Consider the following 21,415-nt stretch of genomic DNA (forward strand, 5'->3'; position numbering starts at 1 on the left):
ATGTGCTGGGTAGTGTCGGCCAATGGCACCGACTTGCCGTCGAAGGCAACCTTGTGGTGATCACCCCGCGTGCGACAACCAGACACCGGATGGTATCCGAATGAGTCTCAGCCGCTGGGCATTTCGCATTGGTGATCAACGGCTCCGGGCAGCGGGCGTTGCTTTCGTCGGTTACACGGCGCTAATGCTGTTGCTGGAGCGACGTATGCGCGCAACCGGGGGACCGGGGATCATTCCTTTTGAGCTGGCCGGCAGCGGCGCCCAAGCCGAGCGCATCATGACCCGCTGGGGCCCGGACGGTCAACGCGCCGCGCGAGTATCCCTGTGGCTCGACTTCGGATACATGGCAACCTACGGAACGTTGACCGCGCTGCTCGTCGACCACGCACGTCGACGTCGTGGCCATCCTCCTGCCCTGCCCGCAGCCGTGATCGTGGCCGTTGCAGCCGATGCGGCCGAGGGGGTTGCGCTGCTCAAGGTGCTCAAGCGCGCGGATATCGCAGTTCACGCTCGGCGCGCGCAGGTTGCGGCTCTGGTCAAATTCGCAGTTCTGGTCCTCGCCCTCGCATACGTCGCGGCCGACCGTGCCATGAAACCCTCACAACGCCGTCGCCGTTAGAACATGTCGAAAGGCGCACGCTGCGTCCTGCACATCGTGGACGATGATGGCGCCCTTTGCAGCCGCGTACTCGTCGTCGCGGCCAACGTCTCGCGCGATAAAAGAGGAGTTGCTAGTGGACCAGGTGCGGCGCGAGCAGATCGACCATCCACGCGACGAGACGTGCGAGCGGGCGACCCACCAATACGATCGCCGGAAAGACGCCGCCGCGCCGCCGCGCAAGTCCGAGACCGAAGGCCTCCGATAACCTGACCGCCACCGCAAAGGGTCGCGCCTGCCACGTCATTTCGCGAACCTTTCCCGTCCCGTCGAGCCGCAGCACCCAGGCCGCTTCGCCACGTACACCTTGTACCGTGAATTCGCAGATCAGCACGGTGGTGCTGGAGTCGCCGAATTCCTCGTGAACCGCGAGATCGTCGACGGCATTCAGCAAAATCGCCAGGATGTCGGCCACCACCGCTTCGCGTACCGGGTTGCGCATCACCGGGGAGTGGTACGTGACCTCCGCCGACAGACAGGCAAGCAAATTGTCGAGGTTCTTGTTCGCAAGGGCGTCAGCGAATGGATGCATGGCCTGTGGATCGATCCTCGATCGCGCTACGTGTGCGGTCCTGGGCGACGGCTTGGGCCAGTGCAGCGTGCACTTGAGCGGCTGCGATCAGATTGCGCTGTTCCGTGCTCGATGCGGACGGGTCCAGTTCGAGTGCGACGGCCAGCAATCGCAACGCCTCATCGCGATGCTCCTCGACACGGATATCAGTCGCGGACACCGTGCGCTCCGGCGCAGTGTTTCGCGACAAAGCCCGCCAACAAATCTGTGGTCAGGTCCGGTTCTTCCAGCATCGGCGTGTGTCCGATACCGGGCAGCAACTCGACGGCCACATTCGGCACCGTGGTGTATCCAGCGGTTGACGACGATCGCCAGCGTCGGTCCTCGACCCCGAAAATCACCAACACTGGGAGCGTCAACTCAGCTAGGCGGTCCGGCAGACTGCGTCGGGCGAGGTATTTCATGGTCTCTTTCGGCGTCGCGGTGAACGCCCGATGATTCATGCTTCGCACATCGGCGACGACCTGTGGGGCGATATCGACCTCTCGGGTGAACGCCGAACTCAATCCCTTGCGGATCGTGGACTCGCTCCGCAAGGCCCATAGAATGCGCCCGATCACCGGTATCGATATCAACCGGCCAAGAGCGCCTGGCTGAAGATAAGCGTCGACGCTCGGTCCGCTATCGATGAGCGCAAGCGCAACGACTGGCCCGCAGGGACGCTCCGCGAGGGCAGTCGCGATCACACCGCCGGTGGAATGACCAACGGCGATCACCGTGCGTACGCACAACTCCGACAGAACCGACGCGATCGTATCCGCCTGCGCCGCAATGGCATAGCCGTCGGTCGGCTTGGCCGATCGTCCGTGCCCAAGGAGGTCGACACGGATGACGCGATGATTCTCCGCCAGCCGCGGGACCAGACGATCCCACCAGACCGTCGATCCTGCGTAGCCATGGATCAGCAGGAGCGCCGGATCGCTATGCGGTCCGTTCTCGACGACATGGATATCGCGGCCGTCAACACTGACCACGTGATCATGCGCGCCGGCCAGTGGTTCGTGCGGTGCGTCGTCTGCCATCCGGCCTCCTCGGTCACGACGCGCTCTGTGTTCGAACCGTCGCCGACCACGAGCCTGCACCAACCGGCTCGTTTCTGCTTGGACAGATCCGTCGTGTATGACGGCACGCCGTCTATCGCGGCAGCACGGCCTCGATGGCGCTGATCACCTCGGGCGCATCTGGTTCGGTCCGAGGCCGAAACCGATTGACCACCTCGCCGTCGGGCGCGACGAGAAACTTCTCGAAGTTCCACTGAATGTCGCCCGCCTTGCCATCGGAATCGACGGTCTTGGTCAGCTCGGCGTAGAGCGGATGGCGGTCGACGCCGTTGACGTCGGTCTTCTCCAGCAACGGGAACGTCACCCCGTAGTTCGTCGAGCAGAACTCCCGGATCTCCTCGGCCGTGCCCGGTTCCTGGCCCATGAACTGATTGCACGGGACCCCGACGACCGTCATGCCGCGGTCGCCATAGTCGTTGGCCAGCTTCTCCAACGCCGCGTACTGCGGAGTGAGTCCACACTTGGAGGCAACGTTCACGATCAGCGTTGCGCCGTCGGACAATTCAGCCAGCGTGGTCGGCTTGCCGTCGAGGGTGGTCAGGGCGATGTCTTTCAGAGTCACGCCGATGACGTTAACACCCCTACTGGCCCGCGTTGTGGGCCATGTCGATGGCGTACTGGCTCACGAAGGTGCCCGCCGGTGGATCGCCCTTGTCGCATGTTCCGTCGGATTCACCGGGACGTTTGATCCACAGGTAGGCGTCGGCGTGCGCGCCCGCGGTTGCGGTGGTGGGCGAGGCGCCCAGTCCTCGGCCGCTGGGATTGCACCAGTTGAGCCCGGAGTCCGGCGCCGGTCCGGCGCCGTTGCGCGACGTGTCGATCACGTAGTGAGAACCGTTCGTGAGCCCCGAAATCGCCTCCCCGTAACCGATTTCGTCCCCGGTGGTGTAGAAGTTCGCAGTGTTGAGGCTGAACCCCCGCGCACGCGCGACGTCGACCTTGTTGAGGCGGGCGGCCATGTCCTCGGCGCTATGCCAGCGTAGGTGGCCGGCGTCGACGTACACGGCCGTGGCCGGGCTGCGCGTCAGCGTGTCGACGGCGTAGCGAATCAAGTCGTAGCGTTCTTCGCGCTGACCGGCCGACAGGCAGTCGGCCATGGCGAGCGCATCGGGTTCGAGGATGACCGCCGTCCGCGTGCCGCCCACGCCCGACGCGATGGTGTCGATCCACCCGCGGTAGTCGTCGGCCGTCGCCATGCCACCCGCGGCGAAGCTGCCGCAGTCGCGGTGCGGGATTCCATAGATCGCCAGAACCGGGATGGCGCCGGCAGCCGCCGCGTCGCCGGTGTACTTCGCGACCGTCCCCGCGGAAGGCCCCGGGACGATCCAATACGCCTGCGGCGTGTTGGCGATGGCGGTCAATTCGGGACTCGGCGGATCGGCGTGCTGCGCGGCGCGCATGGCCGCCGAGTTGGGATTGACGTAGAAGGGCATGCCGGCCAACGGATTGGCGTCGTCGGCCAAGCGCACCGCCCGGGCGGGACCGACCTTCCCCGGGTTGGCCAGAAAGGCAACGGCCGCAACCGTGAGGAAGACGGTTACCCACCGTGCGACTGCACCAGCAGCTGAGAACATCACCCCAGGGAAATTAGTGCATCGAGCGCCGGTTCCCGACGGCAGGTGCTGCCGCGGCCGAGCTTCGGTGCCGTCAGCGGGCTAAGTTACCCCTATGCGCGTTGTCCGCCCGATCGGTGCAGTCCTGACGATCCTCACAGCGGGGTTCCTGCTGGCGCCCCCCGCCGCAGCGCAACCGCCGTCCAAGCTGACGGAGCACATCACCGACAGCGCCGGCGTGTTGACGAATCCCGATCGGGCGGCGATCAACACCGCGATCGAGCGGCTCTCCCGTGACCGGCACATTCAATTGTGGGTGGCCTACGTCGACAACTTCTCCCGGTTCAAACCCGACAACTGGGCGAGCCAAACCCGCAGCGCCAGCGGGATGGGCGACCAAGACGCGCTGCTGGCCGTGGCCATCAACACCAAGTCGTACGTGTTCAGCGCGCCAGCGCTAGCGGCTGCCGAGTCAAACAGTCTGCAACACAATCAGATTGAACCCAAGGTGGGCGCCAAGGACTGGAGCGGTGCCGCGGTCGCCGCGGCCGACGGTTTGGACCAATCGGCCAAACCGGCCAGCTCGTCGAAGCGGACCTGGCTGCCGATCGCGATCGGCGTGGCCGTTGTCGTGGTCGTCATCGTGGTGGTTCTCCTGCTGTATCGCGCGCGCCGCCGCCGGCGCGCGGCGCGGGCCCAAACCGATGGGCAGGTCAGCATCGACGGGCGCGACAACTCAACAGCACAGGCGTTGTCCACCGCGGACGCCCGGCTGCGCCAAATCTCCGATTACGTCGCCAGGCATCGCGACAGCATCGGCGCCGAGGTCCAAACGCGGCTCGAAGAGGCGAAACGACATTTGGCGGCGGCGCGCGGCAAGCAAGCGACAAACGACACCGAAGCGATCGCCCACGCCAACAAGGCATCGACGCTGGCCGCTCAGGCGCAGACGCTGGCCAACGACAACGTGCTGGCGGCGCACCGCACAAAACGACGTCGGGGCAAGACGACCTAGAATTCCTCGACCTGATCCGCGTAGCGGCCAGGATGGACGAGCGACGCCAGCGCGCCGGTCACCATCATCAGCGCCGCCGCGACGAACACCACCACCAGCCCGGCGTGGAACGGCCCGGAGATCAGCTCCGGGAAGAACGACTTACCGGTGAGCACGCCGGCGTTGACGCCGGGTTGCTGCAGCGCGTGGGTCGGTGCGAGCAACGCGGCGATCGGGTTGTAGCCCAGGAAAGCCGCGAAGAGGCTGCCCACCGGGGGCAGGTTCGCGACGTCGTGCGCCGCCGTCGCCGACACGCCCTGCGCCTCAAGCCCGCTGCTCAGCGTCTGCGGCAGCGTGTTCGCCAGACCGATGACCATGAGCGAGAAGAAGACGCCGATCGACAGCGCCGCGCCCGCGTTGAAGAATGTCGCCCGAACACCGGACGCGGCTCCCCGCTCCCCGGGCGGCACGCTCGACATGATCGCGGCGGTGTTCGGGGCCGTGAAGATGCCGCCGCCGAACGCGTTGAGGAAAATCAGCAGCGCGAAAACCCAGTAGTCGAAATCGACCGGAATCAGCAGCAGCCCGATGAACGTGACCGCCATCAGCAGCATCCCGGCGACGGCGAACGGCCGCGCACCGAACCGGTCCGCCAGCCACCCCGCCACCGGCGCCGCGATCAGGAACCCGAGCGTCGCCGGCAGCATGTAGATGCCCGCCCACAGCGGCGTCGACTCGAAGCTGTATCCATGAAGCGGCAACCAGATGCCCTGCAGCCAGATGATGAGCATGAACTGCAAGCCGCCGCGGCCGCTCGACGACATCAGGTTGGCCAGGTTGCCCATCCCGAATCCCGTCGACCGGAACAGCCGGATGTTGATTATCGGTTGCGGCACCCGTAACTCGATGGCGCAGAACGCAATCAGCAGCAGCAGCCCGAAGGCGATCGAGCCCAGCACCCACGGATTCGTCCAGCCCGTCGGCTGGCCACCGTACGGCTGAATGCCGTAGGTGATACCGACCAGCACGACGGTCAGCCCGACGCCGAACGTCACGGTGCCGGGCCAATCCAACGGACCCGGTGTGCGCACGCCGATCTCGTGCAACGAGCGCACACCCCAGACCGTGCCCAGCACGCCGATCGGCACACCCACCCAGAAGATCGCGCGCCAGTCCCACTCCGCCAGCAACCCCCCGAACAGCAGGCCGAGGAACGATCCCGCGACCGCCGCGACCATGTTGAACCCGAGCGCCAGACCGCGCTGATTGCTCGGGAAGGCGTCGGTGAGAATCGCCGCCGACAACGCCATCAGGATCGCGCCGCCGATGCCCTGGATCACGCGCCAGCCGATCAGCCACAGCGCGCCGCCGCTGAGGTGGAAAGGGTCGAACGACAACGCGATCGCCGCGACGGTGAACACCGCGAAGCCCACGTTGTAGATCCGCACCCGGCCGAACATGTCGCCGAGGCGCCCGACGAACACCACCAGGACCGCGGTGACCACGAGATAGCCCATCAGCATCCACAGCAGATAACCGATGTTGGTCGGGGCCAACGGATCCAATCCGATCCCGCGGAAGATGGCCGGCAACGAGATCAGCACAATCGACGAGTTGATCATCGCCAGCAGCATGCCCAGCGTGGTGTTCGACAGCGCGACCCACTTGTAGCGCGGGTGGTCGCGATCCCAGCGGAGCCGACGACCGGCCGGCGGGGCGGGCGCCAGCGTCGGATTCGTCGCGGTGCGGCCGTCAGCCATCTACGTCTCAGCCGTCATTCTCAGCGCCTACCCATCGATCCAGAAACACACCGTTAGATATACGAACAAATTGGAGCCATGAGCATCTTCGCTTATCGCCGCGCCAGGAATTCAACCGCCTCTGAACGGCCCGATGGGCGACGAGGCGCCCAGCGGACGGTCAGTCGCCCTGAGGGGCCCGTCGGGTCTTGGCTTCCGCCTCGCGCCGCAGCCGGATCGCCCGCGCCCGCGCCTCGGCGGCCAGCGCTTGGGCTTCGGCGGCTTCCGCCCCCGCCCACACCTCGGCGGCCCGGGCCTCGTTTTCGGCGGCCTCTGCCCGCGCCCGCGCCTCCGCGGCCCGGGCCTGCGTTTCGGCGGCCTCTTCCTGTGCGCGCTCGCGCGCCCGCGCCTCGGCGGCCAGTGCCTGGGTCTCGGCGGCTTTGGCTCGCGCCCGCGCCTCGGCGACCAGAGCCTCGGCCTCGGCGGCTCTTGCCCGCTTGCGCGCCTCGGCGGCCAGCGCTTGGGTCTCGGCGGCCTCGGCCTGCTTGCGCGCCTCGGCGGCCAGGGCCTCGGCCGCGGCGGCCTCGGCCTGCTTGCGCGCCTCGGCGGCCCGGGCCTCGGCTTCGGCGGCCTCTGCCCGCGCCTGCGCCCGCTTGCGCGCCTCGGCCGCCACGGCCTGGGCTGCGGCGACCTCCGCCTGCGCCCGCGCCTCGGCGGCCAGCGCCTCGGGTTCGGCGGCCTTGGCCTGGGCCTCGGCGGCTTCGGCCTGAGCCCGCGCCTCGGCGGCCAGCGCCTCGGCCTCGGCGGCCAGCGCTTCGGCCTCGGCGGCGAGGGCTTCGGCCGCGGCGGCTTCCGCGCGGGCCCGCGCCTCGGCGGCCACCGCCTCGGCTTGGGCGGCCAGGGCCTGGGCTCTGGCGGCTTCTGCCTTCGCCCGCGCCTCGGCTTCTAAGTTGGGTGAATCGGGTAAATCGGGACGCCGCGGCGGCTTCGGCTTGGGCTGCGTCCTCGGGGGGTGGGTACGGGATTGGAGGCTCCGCTGCCGGCTGCCCACGGCGACCCGCACCGGGCGCTCGGCCACTCTTTGCGGGCCCCCGACGAACTCGGCCACCACCAAGACCGCGCCGGCCAGCACCAGCAGCGGCAGGGACAGGGCCGGGCGAGCGACCATCCCCCAAAAACCGACGACCGTCAGCGGCGCCGCCAACAACACCGCGGCACCCGGATGCCGATCGTCCCACGCACGCCGATGCGGCCGACTGATGACCATCCTCGGAGACCTCTCGATCCCTCTGCTTGGCGGAGATGCTGGCACATAAGCGTACTGCCAGGGTGGTCGCGCCGGTAACCCAAACGTTTGTGTGTCGGCGGCAATGTCGCCGAGCGCCGTCAGGCGTTTCCGGGCACGGCCGACCGCTCGTCCACGGGCAACAGCGAGTGCGCGACGCGCCCGCCCTCGAAACGCAATTCGTGCGCGGCACGGCGCAGCGGCTCGACGGTGTTGTCCGCGTGCACGACGACTCCGCCCCCGGAGGGGATTCCGATCCCGGTGACCGCTCCGCGGAGCAGCCCAACCGCGCGTGACAACCGCGCCCAGTCGGCGCGCTCGTCGTGCACGTCGACGATCGCGGGAGCGAGGTTGAACACGTCGAGCAGCCCGGGTGCGGGGGCATCGACGACCCCGCAGCGTCCGAGCTGGACCGCGCCCGCCGAAACGCCCACCAGCACAGCGCCTTTCGCGTGCCGGTCCAGAATTGCGTCCTTCATGCCGGTTTTCTCAAATGTGTTCCAGCCCAAGCGGACATCGCCGCCCGCGAGGACGATCAACCGGGCGCGCGACAGGAAGGCGCGGTCGTCGGGGCCGAACGATGAATCGATCATGCGGCGCTCGGTGATCCCGACCCCGTCCACCGCGGCCTCGAAGATCTCGTAGTACTCCGGACGATCCCCGTTGGAGGCGCCGACGTAGGCCGCGTTCAGTGGTGTGTCCCGGGCCAATCCGTCCAGGGCCGTCTCGAGGAACGGCCGGCCGCGCCGCTTCCAGAACAGCAGCTGACTGTCCGCCAGCAGATAGAGCGGTTGGCGCTCGATCACTGTGACGGCGCGGGGCTCATCGATGCGATGTAGTAGGTCTCGTGCCCGGTCGGGTAGCCGCCGCCGTTGGTGGCGATGTGAACGTGGTCGTAGTGGTTGGCGGTTTCCGACCCCATATCGGCCGTCCAGCTGCCCGAGGTGGGGCCCGGGTAGATCTTCTGCCGCCAGATCACGTGGTTGATTCCCCAGCGCTTCGCGTTCGCCAGGGCATACCCCGCGATTTGGTTGCCGAGCTGGATGCCCTCGGGCGAGTGCGGGTTCGGGATCATCACGTCGATCGCCAACCCGTTGGGATGCCACGGCAGCGGATCTTGCCGGTAGCCGTAGATGGTCTTGATCTCCGGAAACAGCACGCTGATGACGCGGGCCGCCCAGATCGTCTTGACCTGCAACCTGTCCTCCGGCGCGACGCCCGGCGACAGCGGGAACTGGAATTGCTGGGCGGTGCCGGGCGCGGTTGTCGCCAACGCGGCCAACGATTCCACCTCCGCCTGACTGGCGATGCGTGGCGCGCCGGGCGGCGCGGATGCCTGGTCTTTCGGGGGCGCCGCCGCGGTCGGCGTCGGGGCCGGCGCCGGGGCTTCGGCGCAGCAGCGGGGCTTGGTGTCCTGGGCGTAGATCATCCCGCCGGCCACGACGAGTGAGGCCACGATTGCCAGCCATCGGCCCCGGCCGTTGGCCAACACCTGCGTGCTCACCAACAGCACTTTAGTGTCGTGTGCGGCGCGTGGGGCGACGTTTTGCGAGTTGAGTGCGCCCGATGCCGGTCAACCGCCGTCATGCATGTTCGGCGATCCACGCGGTGGTGAAGCGCTGCACATGGGGAATGCCCTGGGCCAAATCGGCTCCCATGGCCCTCTCGAACTTGCGGCCCAGCAGCGGGATCTTGACCTCCACTCGCACCGCGAGGCGCAGCTGCGAGCCGTCGCCCGATGGTTCCAGCCACCCGTCGGCCCGTCCGGATCCCAACCCGCCGGTCGCCGACACGCGCACCTGCCCCCGCACCTTGCCTTCGCCAGTCGGTGTCCACGTCTCGGTGTGCACGACCTTCAGGTCGCCGGGAATGAGTCGCGCGACGGGCCCGGGCAGCAGCTGGCGGCCCAGGTGCTGGGTGACGCACGCCGTCACGGCGCCGTCGGCGTCGACGATCAGCGAATCCAGCGTGGTGCTGGCGCGCGCGGGCTCCAGGCGGGCCAGCCAGTAGTCCTCGCGACCGAACGCCGCGTGAATCTGTTCGACGCTCGCGGGCGATGCGGTCACGATGTCGAATGAGCGCGCCATGACGGACATTCTGACAAAGCGGGGACGACGCCCGCCGCGAGTTGGCGATTCGTCGAGCGGCAACCGAGAAGATGGCCAATCCGGAACGCCAACGGGTCGACTCGGGCAAAATGACCGGATGAGCCACTATCTGCGATGTTGCGTGATCGGCGGGTTCGCCCTTGTGCTCGCGGGATTGCCTGCGGCCGCGCTCGCCTCGCCAGCGGTGAGCCGGGCCGACGATTGCGCCCCCGGCTGGGCCTGGAGCGTCGAGTTGAATCAATGCGTGTTCGTGCTTCCCGCCGTAAACGGACCCGGCGGTCCGGGAGGTCCGGGCGGGCCCGGTGGGCCAGGGGGGCCGGGTGGACCGGCCGGGCCCCTCGGCCCGGGTCGCTAGGCCGACCCGATCGGGGGGACAAGCGAATGACGGCACCGCAACGCCGGGGACTCAACGACGCCGTCACGCGATTGTGGAGCTTCCTGGCCCCGGCCTACGACCTGCCCTTCTTGCAACAATGGGTCTACCGTCCCCCGCACGACGAAGTGATCGCACAGCTGCGCGACCATGGCTCCCGCAGGATCGCTGACATTGCTTGCGGCACAGGGATTCTCAGTGACCGCATCGAGCGGGAACTGCGGCCCGACGAGATCTACGGCATCGACATGTCCGACGGCATGCTCGAGAAGGCCCGCGCCAGATCCGACCGGGTGAAATGGTTGCGCGCGCCGGCCGAGCAACTGCCCTTCGACGACGGGGCGCTCGACGCCGTCGTCACCACGTCGGCGTTTCACTTCTTCGACCAGCCGGCGGCGCTACGGGAATTCCATCGCGTGCTGGCCCCCGGCGGCCTGGTGGCCGTCAGCGCCCTGAGCACCCGGCAGCCGCGGCTGCAGGCCCCCTCGGCCAACAGGTGGAAGCCTCAGCACAACGCGTCGCCGGCCGAGATGCGGTCGTTGTTCGAGAACGCCGGGTTCGCCGTCGCCGATCAGCACCGCATCCGCAGGCCGTTCTGGACCCAGATCGTGTCCGACCTGATCACCGTCGGCACCAAGAGCTAGAGCGTCGTGAGTCGTTAGTTCGCCGGCAGAGTTCGCTTCGACTCGCCGAACGTGGGGGCTATGGACGAAGAGTGGTCGGTTTGTGTGCATATCCCACACGCTCGACGCGGTTTCGACTGCGCCGATCGACACCAGGCGCGACACATTAGGGCGTCAGCACGGTGGGGGATCGGCGTCCCATTCGGTCAATGTCCAGCCGCCGGAAGGGTTTCCGGTGATCACCACCCGGCCGACGTTCGGCAGCGGCTTTGTGTTCAACAGCGACGGGTCGGCGTTGCGCGCGTTCATCAGGACCCAGAACATGATTGCCGCGCTGTGTGAGAACACCACCGGGTTCTGCTCGCCGCTGTCGTAGATGCGTTGGACGGCGTCGTCGAACCGCGCGTCGAATTCGTTGCCGTCCACCGAACCCGGGATCCGCGCATTGCGGTCGCCCTGCAGCCACCGCTTCGGGACGACGAGGTAGGTGTGCGGGCTGTCGGCCTCGGGCGTGCCGTCGTACTGGCCGGCCTCGATCTCCTGCAGCCCGGGCAGCACCGTGACGGGCTCGCCGAGCGCCTGCGCCGTCGCCGCGGCGGTCTCCTGCGTGCGGATCATGCTCGATGCGTAGATGCCGTCGTAGTGGTTTGGCGCCAATTGGGTGGCCGCGAGCGTCGCCTGGCACCACCCCCTGGCCGTGAGTTCGGGGCCGGGCGTGGAGGTGTCGATCACGCCCGCAGCGTTGCCCGCCGATTGAGCGTGCCGCACCAGCGTCAACGTGATCGTGTGCGGGCCGGCCGCGTGCGCCGATCCGCAGCCCACCGCCAACACCGCGACGGCGACGACGGCGACGAAACGTCGCAGCCTCACCACGATTTCACCGGATTCACGCGAGCAGTCTAGAGCGTGCCATCATGACGGGATGAAACTGGCGTTCGCGCTGCCGCACACGCTCGAGTTGCCGGCGATCACGGCCAAGTGGGAGTTCGCCGTGACGGGGCCGCAGCAAGCGGCGATGCTCAAGCGCGCCGACGAGCTGGGCTACGACATGGTTGCGGTGCCCGAGCATTTCGTCGTTCCGCATTCGCACCTGGAGTTGTCCGGCCCGTTCTACTTGCATTCGACGGTCGCGCAGGCGTTCGTCGCGGGCGCGACGCAGCGGATCCGGGTCAACTCCGGCATCACGATCCTGCCGTTGCACCACCCCGTCGTGCTGGCGAAGGCGCTGGCGACCGCGGACTGGATGAGCGGCGGCCGGATCACCGTGACTTTCGGGGTGGGCTGGGACGCAGAGGAATTCGACGTCCTCGGGGTGCCGTTCCATGAGCGGGGCCGCATCGCCGACGAGTCCCTCGAGGCGATGATCGAACTGTGGACAAGCGAGTCACCGAGTTTTGCCGGCAAATACGCGTCGTTCGACGGGATCGCATTCGAGCCGAAGCCGGTGCAACGGCCGCATCCACCGATCTGGATCGCCGGCGACGCGGACGCCGCGATGAGGCGGGCGGCGCGGTTCGGATCGGGCTGGTGGCCGTTTCTGTCGAAGGTCGAAGACCTTCCGGCCAAGATCGACTTCATCAAGTCGCAGCCGACGTATGACGGCAGGCCGTTCGACATCGTGTATCCGCTGGGCATGGGCCGAGTCGGGGAGGGCCACGTCTCGACCGACGATCCCAACTACCGCCCGGAGATGAGCAAACAAGAGATCATCGACCAGCTGTGCCGGTTCGCCGAACTCGGCGTGACATACAGCTCGGTCCCCGCGCCGCGGGTGGACGGGCCGGAGGCGTACCTGGAGTTCGCGCAGTGGGTGATCGAGGAAATCAAACCGCACATCGCCGACTGAGCGGCCGGGCGCTCAGCGCAGCCGGTCGGTGATCTTCACCCAATTGGTCTTGCCGTCGTTGTGGTGGTCGGTCATGTTCCGGCATTCGCCGTAGACCTGGATGCGGCTCCAGCCGGGATTCGGCCCCCAGGACATGACCGCCATGACGCCGCTCTTGTTGATGACCCTTCCGTTCGGATGCAGTCCGGGCGGGGGCCCGTCGGTCCACCCGTGCGCGACCATCGTCGCGGCGACCTGATTGAAAAACGCGTCCGGGTCGCCCCCGGCGGGTTTGAAGCTCATCTCGACAACCCCGCGATAGGGCGGGTCCCCTTGGTCGTTGCACGATTCAAACGCGAAGCCCCCGTACATGTCTGGCAGGGTCACCAGCTGCGCGATCTGCTTGGCGGCGTCGACGACCTGGGCCTGGGCTTGGTCATCGGACAGCGGGTTCGCCGGGTGGGCGGTGTCGTGCCGGTTGGGAAACATCAGCGAACACCCTCCCAAGGCGATCGACAGGACGATTGCTACCGCGGTGAAGACCGCGGACCGCCACAGCATTTGGCGGCGATCAGCGAGGGGCGTACGCGCGGTATGCATGGTTATCGTGGATCGTATCGCGCGGGCGGTCGTGCTCCGGGTCGATATACGCGGGCAGCCCGGGTATTCGGAAGGGCCCGACGTGTGGCTGGCGCCTGCCGTCGGCGAGCAGGTCGTCGCTTGCCAGGCGCTCGGAGTGGCCGCTGGCGATGTCGGTCATGCTGCGCAGCGCCTCGCTGCCCATGTCGTAGTAGTGCGAATGGTCGTACCTGTCCATCTCGTCGGAGCCCGCCACTTCGGCGTGGAAGCGGATGGATCCGTAGCCGTCGCCGGCCGGGTCGCGGCCCAAACCGGCGTCGAAGGGAATCGGCAGTCCGTATTCCCTGACCTTGTTCTTGAGCCATTGTTCGGGCATGCCGCTGCCCTCGCCGATCCAGCTGACCGGGTCGGTGGAGGCCGCGCCGACGTAGACATGCCCGCCGTCGAGGTGGAAATCCGCGGCGCTGCGCGCCAGATCCGTTCCGGGACAACCGATCAGCACGGCGTCGTTGGCGTGCATGTTGCCGTGGGCGAACGCGTCGGCGACGGTGGTCGAGCCGTAGGAATGCCCGATGACGGTGACGTGCTGAGGTGTGAGGCTGTTGTGGGTCACCCACAGGCCGTTGACGTCGGCGGCGAGCAGGTCGCCACCGGCTCGCGCCAGCCCGGGTTCGCTGACCCGCAGATCGGAGAAGCCGTGCGGCGCTTCGTAACCCATCCACGCGATCACCGAGGTGTAGTGGTGCTCCGGGTCGGCCGCCAGGGACTGGTCGTACAGGTTGACCGCGTCCTGGTGGCCCGACATCCAGCCCTGCGCCACGCTGCTGCCGGTGCCCGGGACGATGACCGCGGTGTTGCGGGCGTAGTCGGGATTGCCGATCGCGATCGCCGCCTTACCCCAGCCGTTGAATGCCAACGGGTCGTAAGCCCACAGCATGACCGGCCTCTGGTTGGGGCCTTCCGGCCCCCTGTCGTAGTTCAGGCCGTCGCGCGTCTTCACGGCGTTGCCGTAGCGCGTGACATCGGTGCCAGAAAGCCCGTACATTCCCGGGTTGGCGAGCACGTCGGCGGCCGAGACCCCGCGCTGTCTGGCGATGTTCTCGACGCGGTCGATGTCGTCGTTCATCACCGCCTGATTGACGGTGTCGCGGACGATGGCGTTGATTCCGTTGAGGTTGCCCAGCTCCGGCGGGTGCTGGGCAACCAGCCGGTCCTTCTGCTCCTGGCTCAGCGAATCCCACCACCTCTGACATCCTCGGGCTTGCTATCGGGCGGTGGAACCTGAACCGGCCCTTCGGGTTTGGGCGGCGACTCCTTGGCGTCCAAGCCCTGGACGGGTACGGCGTCGTACCCGTCGGCGCGCAGGGTGGCCGTCGCCCTGTGCAGATAGTCGGAGTAGCCGTCGCGCAGCGACACGAGCTGGCCCAGCGCCGATTTGGTGTCGTCGATGGCCTCCTGTTCGAGCCGGGAGATCAGCGCGTCGAGCACGGCCCGATCACCCGCGGTGAGGCGGGCGTCCTTCTCCTGTTCCACCGCCTGGCCGAGTTCGTCGTCGAGCCGCCGGAGCCGGCCCTCCAGCGCCGAGGTCAGCACCGCACTGGTGTGCTGCGCCTCGGCCAGGGCGGCGGCGATGTTTTCCAGGTCGACGCCGATCTTGGGCAGCTGCAGGGACTGGGCGCCCAGCGACGCGGCGACCCGTTGCACTTCGGCGGAGTCGTTGATCGGGTTCTCGCCGTCGTCCCGATTCCAGGACGCCTCGAAGCGGCGGCGGGCCTCGTCGAAGGCGCTGCTGGACTCGGCGGTGCACCGGCCCGCGGCGTGAAACGCCTGCGCCAGGTCGGCGATCCGGGCGGGACGGCCCGCCTGCAGGCTGCGGTCGATCACCCAGGGATCACCGCCGGCCTCGGCGATCAGCGCCTCGATGCTTATGTAGCGCAGCCGCATCGCACCGCCCGCGGTTTTGCGGCGCTGCGCTCATCCATGTCGGCGAAACCCGTGGCAGCACAATGCGCCTCGCGGCCGAGCGACTCGTTGGCGCCCGACCGCGGCACCTGCCTGCCGACGACCACCGCAACCCCTTATTGAGCTCGAGACAACGCTACTACCGGCCACCCGGCCGTCAATTCACCTCGGTGGGGTGCCTGGTAGCCCCGGTCCCCAGGCGCGGCTTCGTCGGCGGAAGCTTGCCTTCGGGTCCGCCCGACGCCGTTCCGGCTGGTCGTCGCCACTTATGCCGGCGGGGCGCCTTCGCTCGTCGCGGGCGAATGTGTGGGGTCCCGCGGTTTCCCGGATCGGGATTTCGGTAAATTTCGGTTCATGTCGAACACCGGTGTAGAGCAGTTGGAGTTTCAGGCCGAGGCGCGACAACTGCTCGACTTGATGGTCCACTCGGTCTACTCCAACAAGGACTCGTTCCTGCGGGAGTTGATCTCCAACGCCTCGGACGCACTCGACAAGCTGCGCATCGAGGCGTTCCGCAACAAAGACCTGGACGTCGACACCTCCGATCTGCACATCGAGATCGAGGTCGACAAGGAGGCGCGCACCCTGACGGTTCGCGACAACGGCATCGGAATGACCCGCGACGAGGTCGTCGACCTCATCGGGACCCTGGCCAAGTCGGGCACCGCCGAGCTGCGGCAACAGCTGCGCGAGGCCAAGAACGCCGCCGCCTCCGAGGAATTGATCGGGCAGTTCGGCATCGGCTTCTACTCGACGTTCATGGTGGCCGACAAGGTCGAGCTGCTCACCCGCAAGGCCGGCGAGAGCGACGCCACCAGGTGGGAGTCCAGCGGCGAGGGCACCTACACCATCGAATCGGTCGAGAACGCACCGCAGGGAACGTCGGTCACGCTGCACCTCAAGCCCGAGGACAAAGAGGACGAGCTGCACGACTACACCGCGGAGTGGAGGATCAGGAACCTGGTCAAGAAGTACTCCGACTTCATCGCCTGGCCCATCCGGATGGAGGTCGAGCGGCTCACCCCCGCCACCGAGGAGGGTGGCAAGGAGGTCGTCACCATCGAAACCGAGACCCTCAACTCGATGAAGGCGCTGTGGGCCAGGCCGAGGGAAGAGGTGTCCGACGAGGAGTACAAGGAGTTCTACAAGCACATCGCGCACGCCTGGGACGACCCGCTCGAGGTGATCGCGATGAAGGCCGAGGGCACCTACGAGTACCAGGCCCTGCTGTTCATCCCGTCGCACGCCCCGTTCGACATGTTCAGCCGGGACGCCACCGTCGGGATACAGCTGTACGTCAAGCGCGTGTTCATCATGGGCGACTGCGACCAGCTCATGCCCCACTATCTGCGGTTCATCAAGGGCGTGGTCGACGCACAGGACATGTCGCTCAACGTGTCCCGCGAAATGCTGCAGCAGGACCGGCAGATCAACGCGATCCGGCGCCGCCTGACCAAGAAGGTCCTCTCCACGATCAAGGACCTGCAGTCCGAGCGGCCGGAGGACTACCGCACGTTGTGGACGCAGTTCGGCAAGGTCCTCAAGGAGGGCCTGATGTCCGACGTCGACAACCGGGACACCCTGCTGCGCATCTCCTCGTTCGCCTCGACGCACAGCGAGGAGGAAGCCACCACCCTGGCGGAGTACGTCGAGCGCATGAAGGAAGGCCAGGAGCAGATCTTCTACGCGACGGGGGAGACGCGGCAGCAGATCCTGAAGTCGCCGCACCTGGAGGCGTTCAAGGCCAAGGGCTACGAGGTGTTGCTGCTGACCGACCCGGTCGACGAGATCTGGGTGGGATCGGTGCCGGAGTTCGACGGCAAGCCGCTGCAGTCGGTGGCCAGGGGCGAGGTGGACCTGGATTCCGAGGCGGAGAAGAGCGAGGCCGAGCGCGAGGAGCAGCAGAAAGAGTTCGCCGACCTGCTGGAGTGGTTGAAGGAAACCCTGAGCGAACACGTCGCGGAAGTGCGGCTGTCCGCCCGCCTGACCGAGTCGCCGGCCTGCCTGATCACCCCCACCTTCGGCATCACCCCGGCGATGGCGCGGATGTACCGGGCGTCGGGACAGGTGGTTCCGCCCAGTAAGCGCATCCTCGAGCTGAATCCGACCCACCCGCTGGTCCTTGGCCTGCGGGAGGCGCAGAAGAACGCCGACGACGACGCCGCGCGCGCCCAGGTCGCCGAAACCGCCGAATTGCTGTACGGCACGGCGCTTCTCGCCGAAGGCGGCGCGCTCGAGGACCCGGCGAGGTTCGCCGAGCTGCTCGCCGACCGATTGACCCGCACGGTGTAGCCCGGTACCGGCCCTTTTGGGCACTTGTCGGCGGACGCTACTTGCGATTGAATGCCGATAAGAAGGGATAACCACACCGGATGGCCAGGTTTCGAGTTATCGGCCCGCATGGCGAGATCGTCGCGACCAAGAACTTCGCCAGCGCGGAGGAAGCCCACGCCTGGTTCACGAACTCCGTTCCGCGCAGCTCCGAGCTCGGTTGGCGCATGGAGGTCGACGACGACGGCCAGTGGGCATTCTTCGACGACACCGGGGGCTTTACCGCCCCGGCCAGCCGCCGTCCTCGACCGCGCTGATCCGTTCCGAACTGGATTCGGCCCGTTGGGCTTTCACGGTCCGACGACGAAGCAGCGGCCGCCGCTCGTGTTGAGCAGCACCTCCTGGACCGACGACTTGTCGACGGCCGGAAACTCGAAGCGATGCACTTGCTGCCCGGCGTCGATGTTGGCGTCCTGCGACTCGCTGGTGCCATCCTTCTTGCGGACGACGGCGGTGACCTTGTCGGGCTTGGACATGTTCTGCGGCTCGTGGAAGTACCACACCTCGATGCCCGCGCCGGGGTCCATGCCTCGCCAGCCGTCGGCGTAGTAGCACGCCGGGTTGCCCTCGGCGTCCGGCGGTGGCGGCGGACAGATCGACAACCCGACGCAATCGGGCGAGCTGGTGGGCGCGCTGGCGGGCGCGCTGGCCGCGCTGGGCGCGCTCGTCGAAACGGTCGTGCTGGTGGTCGCCGAGGGCCTCGCCGAGCTCGATGCGGGTGGCGGCGACGCGTGCTTTGACCCGCACGCGGCCACGCCGAGACAAGCGATGAGGCCAATGGCTACCAATCGGATCGCTTTGGACATGGCACCTCTCTTGCCGAGCTAACACTGTAAAGCACCCTCCCGGCAAGCAATGCGGAATCGGGAAACCGGCGCTGGGTGGCTGGCCACGGAGCCAACGCCACCCGACTGGAAGGGGATACTGTAATATCTTCCGTTGTGACCGAGGCGAAGATCGCGCCCGACGCCGTCGCGGCGGCGGCGTCGAAGCCGTACTTCGTGCGCGACGGAAGCCGTTACGTGCCAACCGAAATCGCGCGCGGAGGGTGGGGCCCCACCCTCAGCGGGCACGTCGCCGGCGGGCTGTTGGGCTGGGCCGTCGAACAGGCCGTCGACGACCCCGAACTGCAACCCGCGCGGCTCACCGTCGACCTTCCCGCCCCGACCGCGCTGGAGCCGATCGAGGTGCACGCCCGCGTGCATCACGAGCGACGGCGATTGCGGCTCGTCGAGGCCGTCATGATGCAGCGCGACGTCCCGGTCGCGCGCGGGAATGCGCTGTTTCTACGGCGTGGGCCGCAACCCGACGGGGACGTGTGGTCGCAACCGGTGCAGATGCCGCGGCTGCCGATCGAGGAGGACGGCATTCACCCGTCGCTGTTCATGCGGACCTACGGCTGGGGCTCCGGGGTGCAAAACCCCGATCCCGAATGGGTCAACGTGTCCGGCCAGAAATACACCTGGCTGCAGGAGACCCGCCCGCTGATCGACGGCGTGCCGCTGACCGCCTTCACCCGGGCCGCGATGGCCGCCGACGTCACGGCCGCCATCGCCAACTGGGGCACGAACGCCCTGCAGTTCATCAACGTCGACTACACCCTGACCCTGAGCCGCCTGCCGGAAGGGCCCCATATCGGGCTGGCCGCGCTGACCCACTACAGCCACGACGGGGTGGCCACCGGGTCGGCCGTCCTCGTCGACCACAAGGGCCCCGCCGGCAGTGCCGTGTCGGTTGCCATAGCGCACTCCGGGTTTCGCCCGCCGTCCGCCGATCAGCTGGCGAGATGACGATCGGAAGCCTGTCAGACGATACGACTTTCTGGGCGTTGATCGCCGGTGCGGTGCAGCGCGAACCGAACCGCCGGCTGCTCGCCGATGAGCACGGCCGCAGCCTGACCGCGCGTGAGTTTCACGACGCCGCGTGCGCGACGGCCGCCGCGTTCGCCGAGGGCGGGATCGGCGCGGGAACGGTGGTGTCCTGGCAGCTGCCCACGACGCTCGAGGCCATGGTTGTCATGGCGGCGCTCGCTCGGCTCGGTGCGGTGCAAAACCCGATCATCCCGATACTGCGGGAACGCGAAGTGGACTTCATCACCGGGCAGCTGGCGACGGAATTCCTTGTGGTGCCCGAATTCTGGCGTGGTTTCGACCACGGTGGGCTTGCCCGGGCGTTGGCCTCGGACAAGGGCTTCCAGGTGATCGCCGTCGATCTGGAGACACCGCCGGTCGCCGGCGAGCTTCGGCTGCCCCGCGGGAGCATCGACGCCCTTGCGGCGCCAACGGGACCCACGAGCGACACCCGATGGATCTACTACTCGTCGGGAACCACCGCGGCCCCCAAGGGAATCCGTCATACCGACGAGTCGGTGATCGCGGGCTCGGCGGGGGTGGTCGGCATGGTCGGTGCCACGAGCGGTGACGTGGATCCGATCGCCTTCCCGATCGCGCACATCGGCGGGGCCGCGATGCTGGCCGCCGCGCTGCTGACCGGCATGCGGCTGGTGCTGTTCGAGGCGTTCGATCCGGCCGCGACACCGCTTTCCATCGCCGCGCACAACCCGACATTCCTGGGCACGGCAACACCTTTCTTCGTGGCATTCCTGGAAGCCCAACGGGCCCATCGCGATCGGCCGCTGTTCCCCGCGCTGCGGGGCTGCCTGGCCGGAGGCGCGCCGATCACGGCCGAATTGGGGCGTCAGGTTCGCGAAACCTTGGGAGTCGCCGGCATTGCCAACGCCTGGGGGCTCACCGAATTTCCATGCGCGACCTCGCCGCCCCTGACCGCCCCGCCCGCGGTGCTCGACCACACCGTGGGCCCACCCGTGCCAGGGGTCAGCGTCCGCGTGGTCGGTGGCGGGGAGGTCGAACTGCCCGCCGGGCGCGAAGGCGAGTTGCGGCTCAAGGGACCCCAATGCTTCCTCGGCTATGCCGACCCCGCCCTCGACGCCGACGCATTCGATCGGCAGGGCTGGCTGCGCACCGGCGACCTCGGGCTGATCGACGCCGACGGCAACGTTCGCATCACCGGCCGGATCAAAGACGCGATCATCCGCAACGCCGAGAACGTCTCGGCCCTCGAGATCGAGAACGTCCTGGTGACCCACCCGGCGGTCGCCGACGTCGCCGTCATCGGAGTGCCCGACCCCAGCGCCGGCGAGCGCGTATGCGCCGTCGTGGTACCTGTGTCAACCGACGGTGTGTCGCTGGAATCCCTTGTGCAGCACTGCCGTTCGCGCGGGCTGAGCCGCTACAAGCACCCCGAACGGCTCGTGGTCGTCGATGCGCTGCCGCGCAACCAGTTCGGAAAGGTGATCAAGAAAGAGCTTCGCGACGCCTTCGGGTGAACCTCAGCTGTTGCGCCGGATCTTCAGCACGGTGGTGATCATCGGAATCTGCAGCGGCAGCCGCGCCAGGGCGGCGATGCGCATCGGCCAGGGCTTGTCCCACCACAACCGGACCATGTTGACGTTGGCCGGGAACACCGCGACGAACAGCAGGGCGGCCGCCAGCGCCGCGAAGCGCCGGGTGCGTCGCGGCAGCAGCAGCGCACCGACGGAGATCTCCGCGACGCCCGATGCGTAGGTGTACAGCCGCGCGTCTCCGGGCAGCTCGGCGGGGACGATCGTGTCAAACGGTTTGGGCGCCAGGAAGTGCACGGTGCCGACGCCTATCAGCATCGCGCCGACGCGGTAAGCGGCCGTCTGGGTGGCATCACGCTGAGCTACGGGTGTGGTCATGGCTGTCAGCCTAA

24 protein-coding genes and 1 pseudogene are annotated in these 21,415 nt (G+C 67.7%); 9 read left to right on the forward strand and 16 right to left on the reverse strand.

Going from position 1 to position 21,415, the window contains the following annotated elements:
* The first annotated feature begins 184 nt into the window (after positions 1 to 184).
* Positions 185 to 619, forward strand: coding sequence for a hypothetical protein (locus tag AC5Y6X_RS13110; RefSeq protein ID WP_499986836.1), 435 nt, complete (start codon positions 185 to 187; stop codon positions 617 to 619).
* A 112-nt stretch (positions 620 to 731) separates the two neighbouring features.
* On the opposite strand, the gene AC5Y6X_RS13115 is transcribed toward AC5Y6X_RS13110, so the two are convergent.
* From AC5Y6X_RS13115 to AC5Y6X_RS13135, 5 genes are all read right to left on the reverse strand, one after another.
* A complete protein-coding gene (locus AC5Y6X_RS13115) occupies positions 732 to 1,190 on the reverse strand; it encodes a hypothetical protein (RefSeq protein ID WP_499986838.1) in 459 nt (152 codons plus the stop codon).
* Positions 1,174 to 1,389, reverse strand: a complete 216-nt coding sequence (locus AC5Y6X_RS13120; protein WP_499986839.1) for a hypothetical protein — start codon at positions 1,387 to 1,389, stop codon at positions 1,174 to 1,176. The genes AC5Y6X_RS13115 and AC5Y6X_RS13120 overlap by 17 nt, the downstream gene beginning before the upstream one ends.
* Positions 1,376 to 2,251, reverse strand: a complete 876-nt coding sequence (locus AC5Y6X_RS13125; protein WP_499986840.1) for an alpha/beta fold hydrolase — start codon at positions 2,249 to 2,251, stop codon at positions 1,376 to 1,378. The genes AC5Y6X_RS13120 and AC5Y6X_RS13125 overlap by 14 nt, the downstream gene beginning before the upstream one ends.
* 112 nt (positions 2,252 to 2,363) lie before the next feature.
* Positions 2,364 to 2,852 carry a glutathione peroxidase gene (locus AC5Y6X_RS13130; protein WP_499986841.1) on the reverse strand — a complete coding sequence of 163 codons (489 nt, stop codon included), beginning with the start codon at positions 2,850 to 2,852 and terminating at the stop codon, positions 2,364 to 2,366.
* 19 nt (positions 2,853 to 2,871) lie between these two features.
* Complete coding sequence (locus AC5Y6X_RS13135) at positions 2,872 to 3,867, reverse strand: glycoside hydrolase family 6 protein (protein WP_499986842.1); 996 nt, start codon at positions 3,865 to 3,867, stop codon at positions 2,872 to 2,874.
* A gap of 91 nt (positions 3,868 to 3,958) precedes the next feature.
* On the opposite strand from AC5Y6X_RS13135, the gene AC5Y6X_RS13140 reads away from it, so the two are divergent.
* The gene (locus AC5Y6X_RS13140) at positions 3,959 to 4,858 is read left to right on the forward strand and encodes a TPM domain-containing protein (RefSeq protein ID WP_499986843.1); all 900 of its coding nucleotides are present in this window, start codon (positions 3,959 to 3,961) and stop codon (positions 4,856 to 4,858) included.
* Here the strand turns inward: AC5Y6X_RS13140 and AC5Y6X_RS13145 are convergent.
* The 5 genes from AC5Y6X_RS13145 to AC5Y6X_RS13165 form a co-directional block, all read right to left on the reverse strand.
* Positions 4,855 to 6,597: an MFS transporter gene (locus AC5Y6X_RS13145; RefSeq protein WP_499986847.1), complete on the reverse strand. Its 1,743-nt coding sequence runs from the start codon at positions 6,595 to 6,597 to the stop codon at positions 4,855 to 4,857. The genes AC5Y6X_RS13140 and AC5Y6X_RS13145 overlap by 4 nt on opposite strands.
* A 160-nt stretch (positions 6,598 to 6,757) precedes the next feature.
* Positions 6,758 to 7,843 carry a hypothetical protein gene (locus AC5Y6X_RS13150; RefSeq protein WP_499986848.1) on the reverse strand — a complete coding sequence of 362 codons (1,086 nt, stop codon included), beginning with the start codon at positions 7,841 to 7,843 and terminating at the stop codon, positions 6,758 to 6,760.
* A 119-nt stretch (positions 7,844 to 7,962) separates the two neighbouring features.
* Positions 7,963 to 8,664, reverse strand: coding sequence for a Type 1 glutamine amidotransferase-like domain-containing protein (locus AC5Y6X_RS13155; RefSeq protein ID WP_499987046.1), 702 nt, complete (start codon positions 8,662 to 8,664; stop codon positions 7,963 to 7,965).
* Positions 8,664 to 9,374 (reverse strand): VldE C-terminal domain-containing protein, encoded by a 711-nt coding sequence (locus tag AC5Y6X_RS13160; RefSeq protein ID WP_499986849.1) that lies wholly within the window; start codon positions 9,372 to 9,374, stop codon positions 8,664 to 8,666. Before AC5Y6X_RS13160 ends, AC5Y6X_RS13155 begins: the two co-directional genes overlap by 1 nt.
* A 70-nt stretch (positions 9,375 to 9,444) precedes the next feature.
* Positions 9,445 to 9,948: a DUF2505 domain-containing protein gene (locus AC5Y6X_RS13165; protein ID WP_499986850.1), complete on the reverse strand. Its 504-nt coding sequence runs from the start codon at positions 9,946 to 9,948 to the stop codon at positions 9,445 to 9,447.
* 402 nt (positions 9,949 to 10,350) lie between these two features.
* Here AC5Y6X_RS13165 and AC5Y6X_RS13170 point away from each other — a divergent pair, with 402 nt between their 5' ends.
* Complete coding sequence (locus tag AC5Y6X_RS13170) at positions 10,351 to 10,986, forward strand: class I SAM-dependent methyltransferase (RefSeq protein ID WP_499986851.1); 636 nt, start codon at positions 10,351 to 10,353, stop codon at positions 10,984 to 10,986.
* Positions 10,987 to 11,139: 153 nt separating this feature from the next.
* Here AC5Y6X_RS13170 and AC5Y6X_RS13175 read toward each other — a convergent pair whose 3' ends face one another.
* Positions 11,140 to 11,841 (reverse strand): histidine phosphatase family protein, encoded by a 702-nt coding sequence (locus AC5Y6X_RS13175; protein ID WP_499987047.1) that lies wholly within the window; start codon positions 11,839 to 11,841, stop codon positions 11,140 to 11,142.
* Between the two features lie 46 nt (positions 11,842 to 11,887).
* Between AC5Y6X_RS13175 and AC5Y6X_RS13180 the strand changes: the two genes are divergently transcribed.
* Positions 11,888 to 12,811 (forward strand): TIGR03619 family F420-dependent LLM class oxidoreductase, encoded by a 924-nt coding sequence (locus AC5Y6X_RS13180; RefSeq protein WP_499986852.1) that lies wholly within the window; start codon positions 11,888 to 11,890, stop codon positions 12,809 to 12,811.
* 12 nt (positions 12,812 to 12,823) lie between these two features.
* Here the strand turns inward: AC5Y6X_RS13180 and AC5Y6X_RS13185 are convergent, their stop codons facing one another.
* The 3 genes and pseudogenes from AC5Y6X_RS13185 to AC5Y6X_RS13195 all read right to left on the reverse strand — a co-directional run bounded on the left by AC5Y6X_RS13185 (position 12,824) and on the right by AC5Y6X_RS13195 (position 15,438).
* Positions 12,824 to 13,351, reverse strand: a complete 528-nt coding sequence (locus AC5Y6X_RS13185; protein WP_499986853.1) for a lipoprotein LppJ family protein — start codon at positions 13,349 to 13,351, stop codon at positions 12,824 to 12,826.
* Between the two features lie 10 nt (positions 13,352 to 13,361).
* Positions 13,362 to 15,313: pseudogene (locus AC5Y6X_RS13190) on the reverse strand (putative alpha/beta hydrolase).
* Entirely contained in the window at positions 15,295 to 15,438 is a 144-nt protein-coding gene (locus AC5Y6X_RS13195) for a DUF2563 family protein (RefSeq protein ID WP_499986854.1), read from the reverse strand. The pseudogene AC5Y6X_RS13190 and the gene AC5Y6X_RS13195 overlap by 19 nt, the downstream one beginning before the upstream one ends.
* Positions 15,439 to 15,685: 247 nt before the next feature.
* On the opposite strand from AC5Y6X_RS13195, the gene htpG reads away from it, so the two are divergent.
* Positions 15,686 to 17,623, forward strand: coding sequence for a molecular chaperone HtpG (gene htpG / locus AC5Y6X_RS13200; protein WP_324679153.1), 1,938 nt, complete (start codon positions 15,686 to 15,688; stop codon positions 17,621 to 17,623).
* A gap of 80 nt (positions 17,624 to 17,703) precedes the next feature.
* On the forward strand, positions 17,704 to 17,919 hold the full coding sequence (locus tag AC5Y6X_RS13205; protein ID WP_324679151.1) for a hypothetical protein: 216 nt from the start codon (positions 17,704 to 17,706) through the stop codon (positions 17,917 to 17,919).
* A gap of 33 nt (positions 17,920 to 17,952) precedes the next feature.
* On the opposite strand, the gene AC5Y6X_RS13210 is transcribed toward AC5Y6X_RS13205, so the two are convergent.
* Positions 17,953 to 18,189, reverse strand: coding sequence for a hypothetical protein (locus AC5Y6X_RS13210; protein ID WP_499986855.1), 237 nt, complete (start codon positions 18,187 to 18,189; stop codon positions 17,953 to 17,955).
* Positions 18,190 to 18,223: 34 nt separating this feature from the next.
* Between AC5Y6X_RS13210 and AC5Y6X_RS13215 the strand changes: the two genes are divergently transcribed.
* From AC5Y6X_RS13215 to AC5Y6X_RS13225, 3 genes are all read left to right on the forward strand, one after another.
* A complete protein-coding gene (locus AC5Y6X_RS13215) occupies positions 18,224 to 18,490 on the forward strand; it encodes a hypothetical protein (RefSeq protein ID WP_499986856.1) in 267 nt (88 codons plus the stop codon).
* 173 nt (positions 18,491 to 18,663) lie between these two features.
* Positions 18,664 to 19,452 carry an acyl-CoA thioesterase domain-containing protein gene (locus tag AC5Y6X_RS13220; RefSeq protein WP_499987048.1) on the forward strand — a complete coding sequence of 263 codons (789 nt, stop codon included), beginning with the start codon at positions 18,664 to 18,666 and terminating at the stop codon, positions 19,450 to 19,452.
* Positions 19,449 to 21,008 carry a class I adenylate-forming enzyme family protein gene (locus tag AC5Y6X_RS13225; RefSeq protein ID WP_499986857.1) on the forward strand — a complete coding sequence of 520 codons (1,560 nt, stop codon included), beginning with the start codon at positions 19,449 to 19,451 and terminating at the stop codon, positions 21,006 to 21,008. Before AC5Y6X_RS13220 ends, AC5Y6X_RS13225 begins: the two co-directional genes overlap by 4 nt.
* A gap of 3 nt (positions 21,009 to 21,011) precedes the next feature.
* Here AC5Y6X_RS13225 and AC5Y6X_RS13230 read toward each other — a convergent pair whose 3' ends face one another.
* The gene (locus tag AC5Y6X_RS13230) at positions 21,012 to 21,401 is read right to left on the reverse strand and encodes a DoxX family protein (protein ID WP_499986858.1); all 390 of its coding nucleotides are present in this window, start codon (positions 21,399 to 21,401) and stop codon (positions 21,012 to 21,014) included.
* Positions 21,402 to 21,415 lie beyond the last annotated feature (14 nt).

The organism is Mycobacterium sp. NGS26 (assembly GCF_059813025.1).

What these genes read in the sequence shown, in the direction of transcription:
- AC5Y6X_RS13110 (WP_499986836.1), top strand. Translation starts at nt 185, where the DNA reads ATGCTGTTGCTGGAGCGACGTATGCGCGCAACCGGGGGACCGGGGATC.
- AC5Y6X_RS13115 (WP_499986838.1), bottom strand. Translation starts at nt 1,190, where the DNA reads ATGCATCCATTCGCTGACGCCCTTGCGAACAAGAACCTCGACAATTTG.
- AC5Y6X_RS13125 (WP_499986840.1), bottom strand. Translation starts at nt 2,251, where the DNA reads ATGGCAGACGACGCACCGCACGAACCACTGGCCGGCGCGCATGATCAC.
- AC5Y6X_RS13140 (WP_499986843.1), top strand. Translation starts at nt 3,959, where the DNA reads ATGCGCGTTGTCCGCCCGATCGGTGCAGTCCTGACGATCCTCACAGCG.
- AC5Y6X_RS13145 (WP_499986847.1), bottom strand. Translation starts at nt 6,597, where the DNA reads ATGGCTGACGGCCGCACCGCGACGAATCCGACGCTGGCGCCCGCCCCG.
- AC5Y6X_RS13150 (WP_499986848.1), bottom strand. Translation starts at nt 7,843, where the DNA reads ATGGTCATCAGTCGGCCGCATCGGCGTGCGTGGGACGATCGGCATCCG.
- AC5Y6X_RS13165 (WP_499986850.1), bottom strand. Translation starts at nt 9,948, where the DNA reads ATGGCGCGCTCATTCGACATCGTGACCGCATCGCCCGCGAGCGTCGAA.
- AC5Y6X_RS13170 (WP_499986851.1), top strand. Translation starts at nt 10,351, where the DNA reads ATGACGGCACCGCAACGCCGGGGACTCAACGACGCCGTCACGCGATTG.
- AC5Y6X_RS13180 (WP_499986852.1), top strand. Translation starts at nt 11,888, where the DNA reads ATGAAACTGGCGTTCGCGCTGCCGCACACGCTCGAGTTGCCGGCGATC.
- AC5Y6X_RS13185 (WP_499986853.1), bottom strand. Translation starts at nt 13,351, where the DNA reads ATGCTGTGGCGGTCCGCGGTCTTCACCGCGGTAGCAATCGTCCTGTCG.
- htpG (WP_324679153.1), top strand. Translation starts at nt 15,686, where the DNA reads ATGTCGAACACCGGTGTAGAGCAGTTGGAGTTTCAGGCCGAGGCGCGA.
- AC5Y6X_RS13205 (WP_324679151.1), top strand. Translation starts at nt 17,704, where the DNA reads ATGGCCAGGTTTCGAGTTATCGGCCCGCATGGCGAGATCGTCGCGACC.
- AC5Y6X_RS13210 (WP_499986855.1), bottom strand. Translation starts at nt 18,189, where the DNA reads ATGGACCCCGGCGCGGGCATCGAGGTGTGGTACTTCCACGAGCCGCAG.
- AC5Y6X_RS13225 (WP_499986857.1), top strand. Translation starts at nt 19,449, where the DNA reads ATGACGATCGGAAGCCTGTCAGACGATACGACTTTCTGGGCGTTGATC.
- AC5Y6X_RS13230 (WP_499986858.1), bottom strand. Translation starts at nt 21,401, where the DNA reads ATGACCACACCCGTAGCTCAGCGTGATGCCACCCAGACGGCCGCTTAC.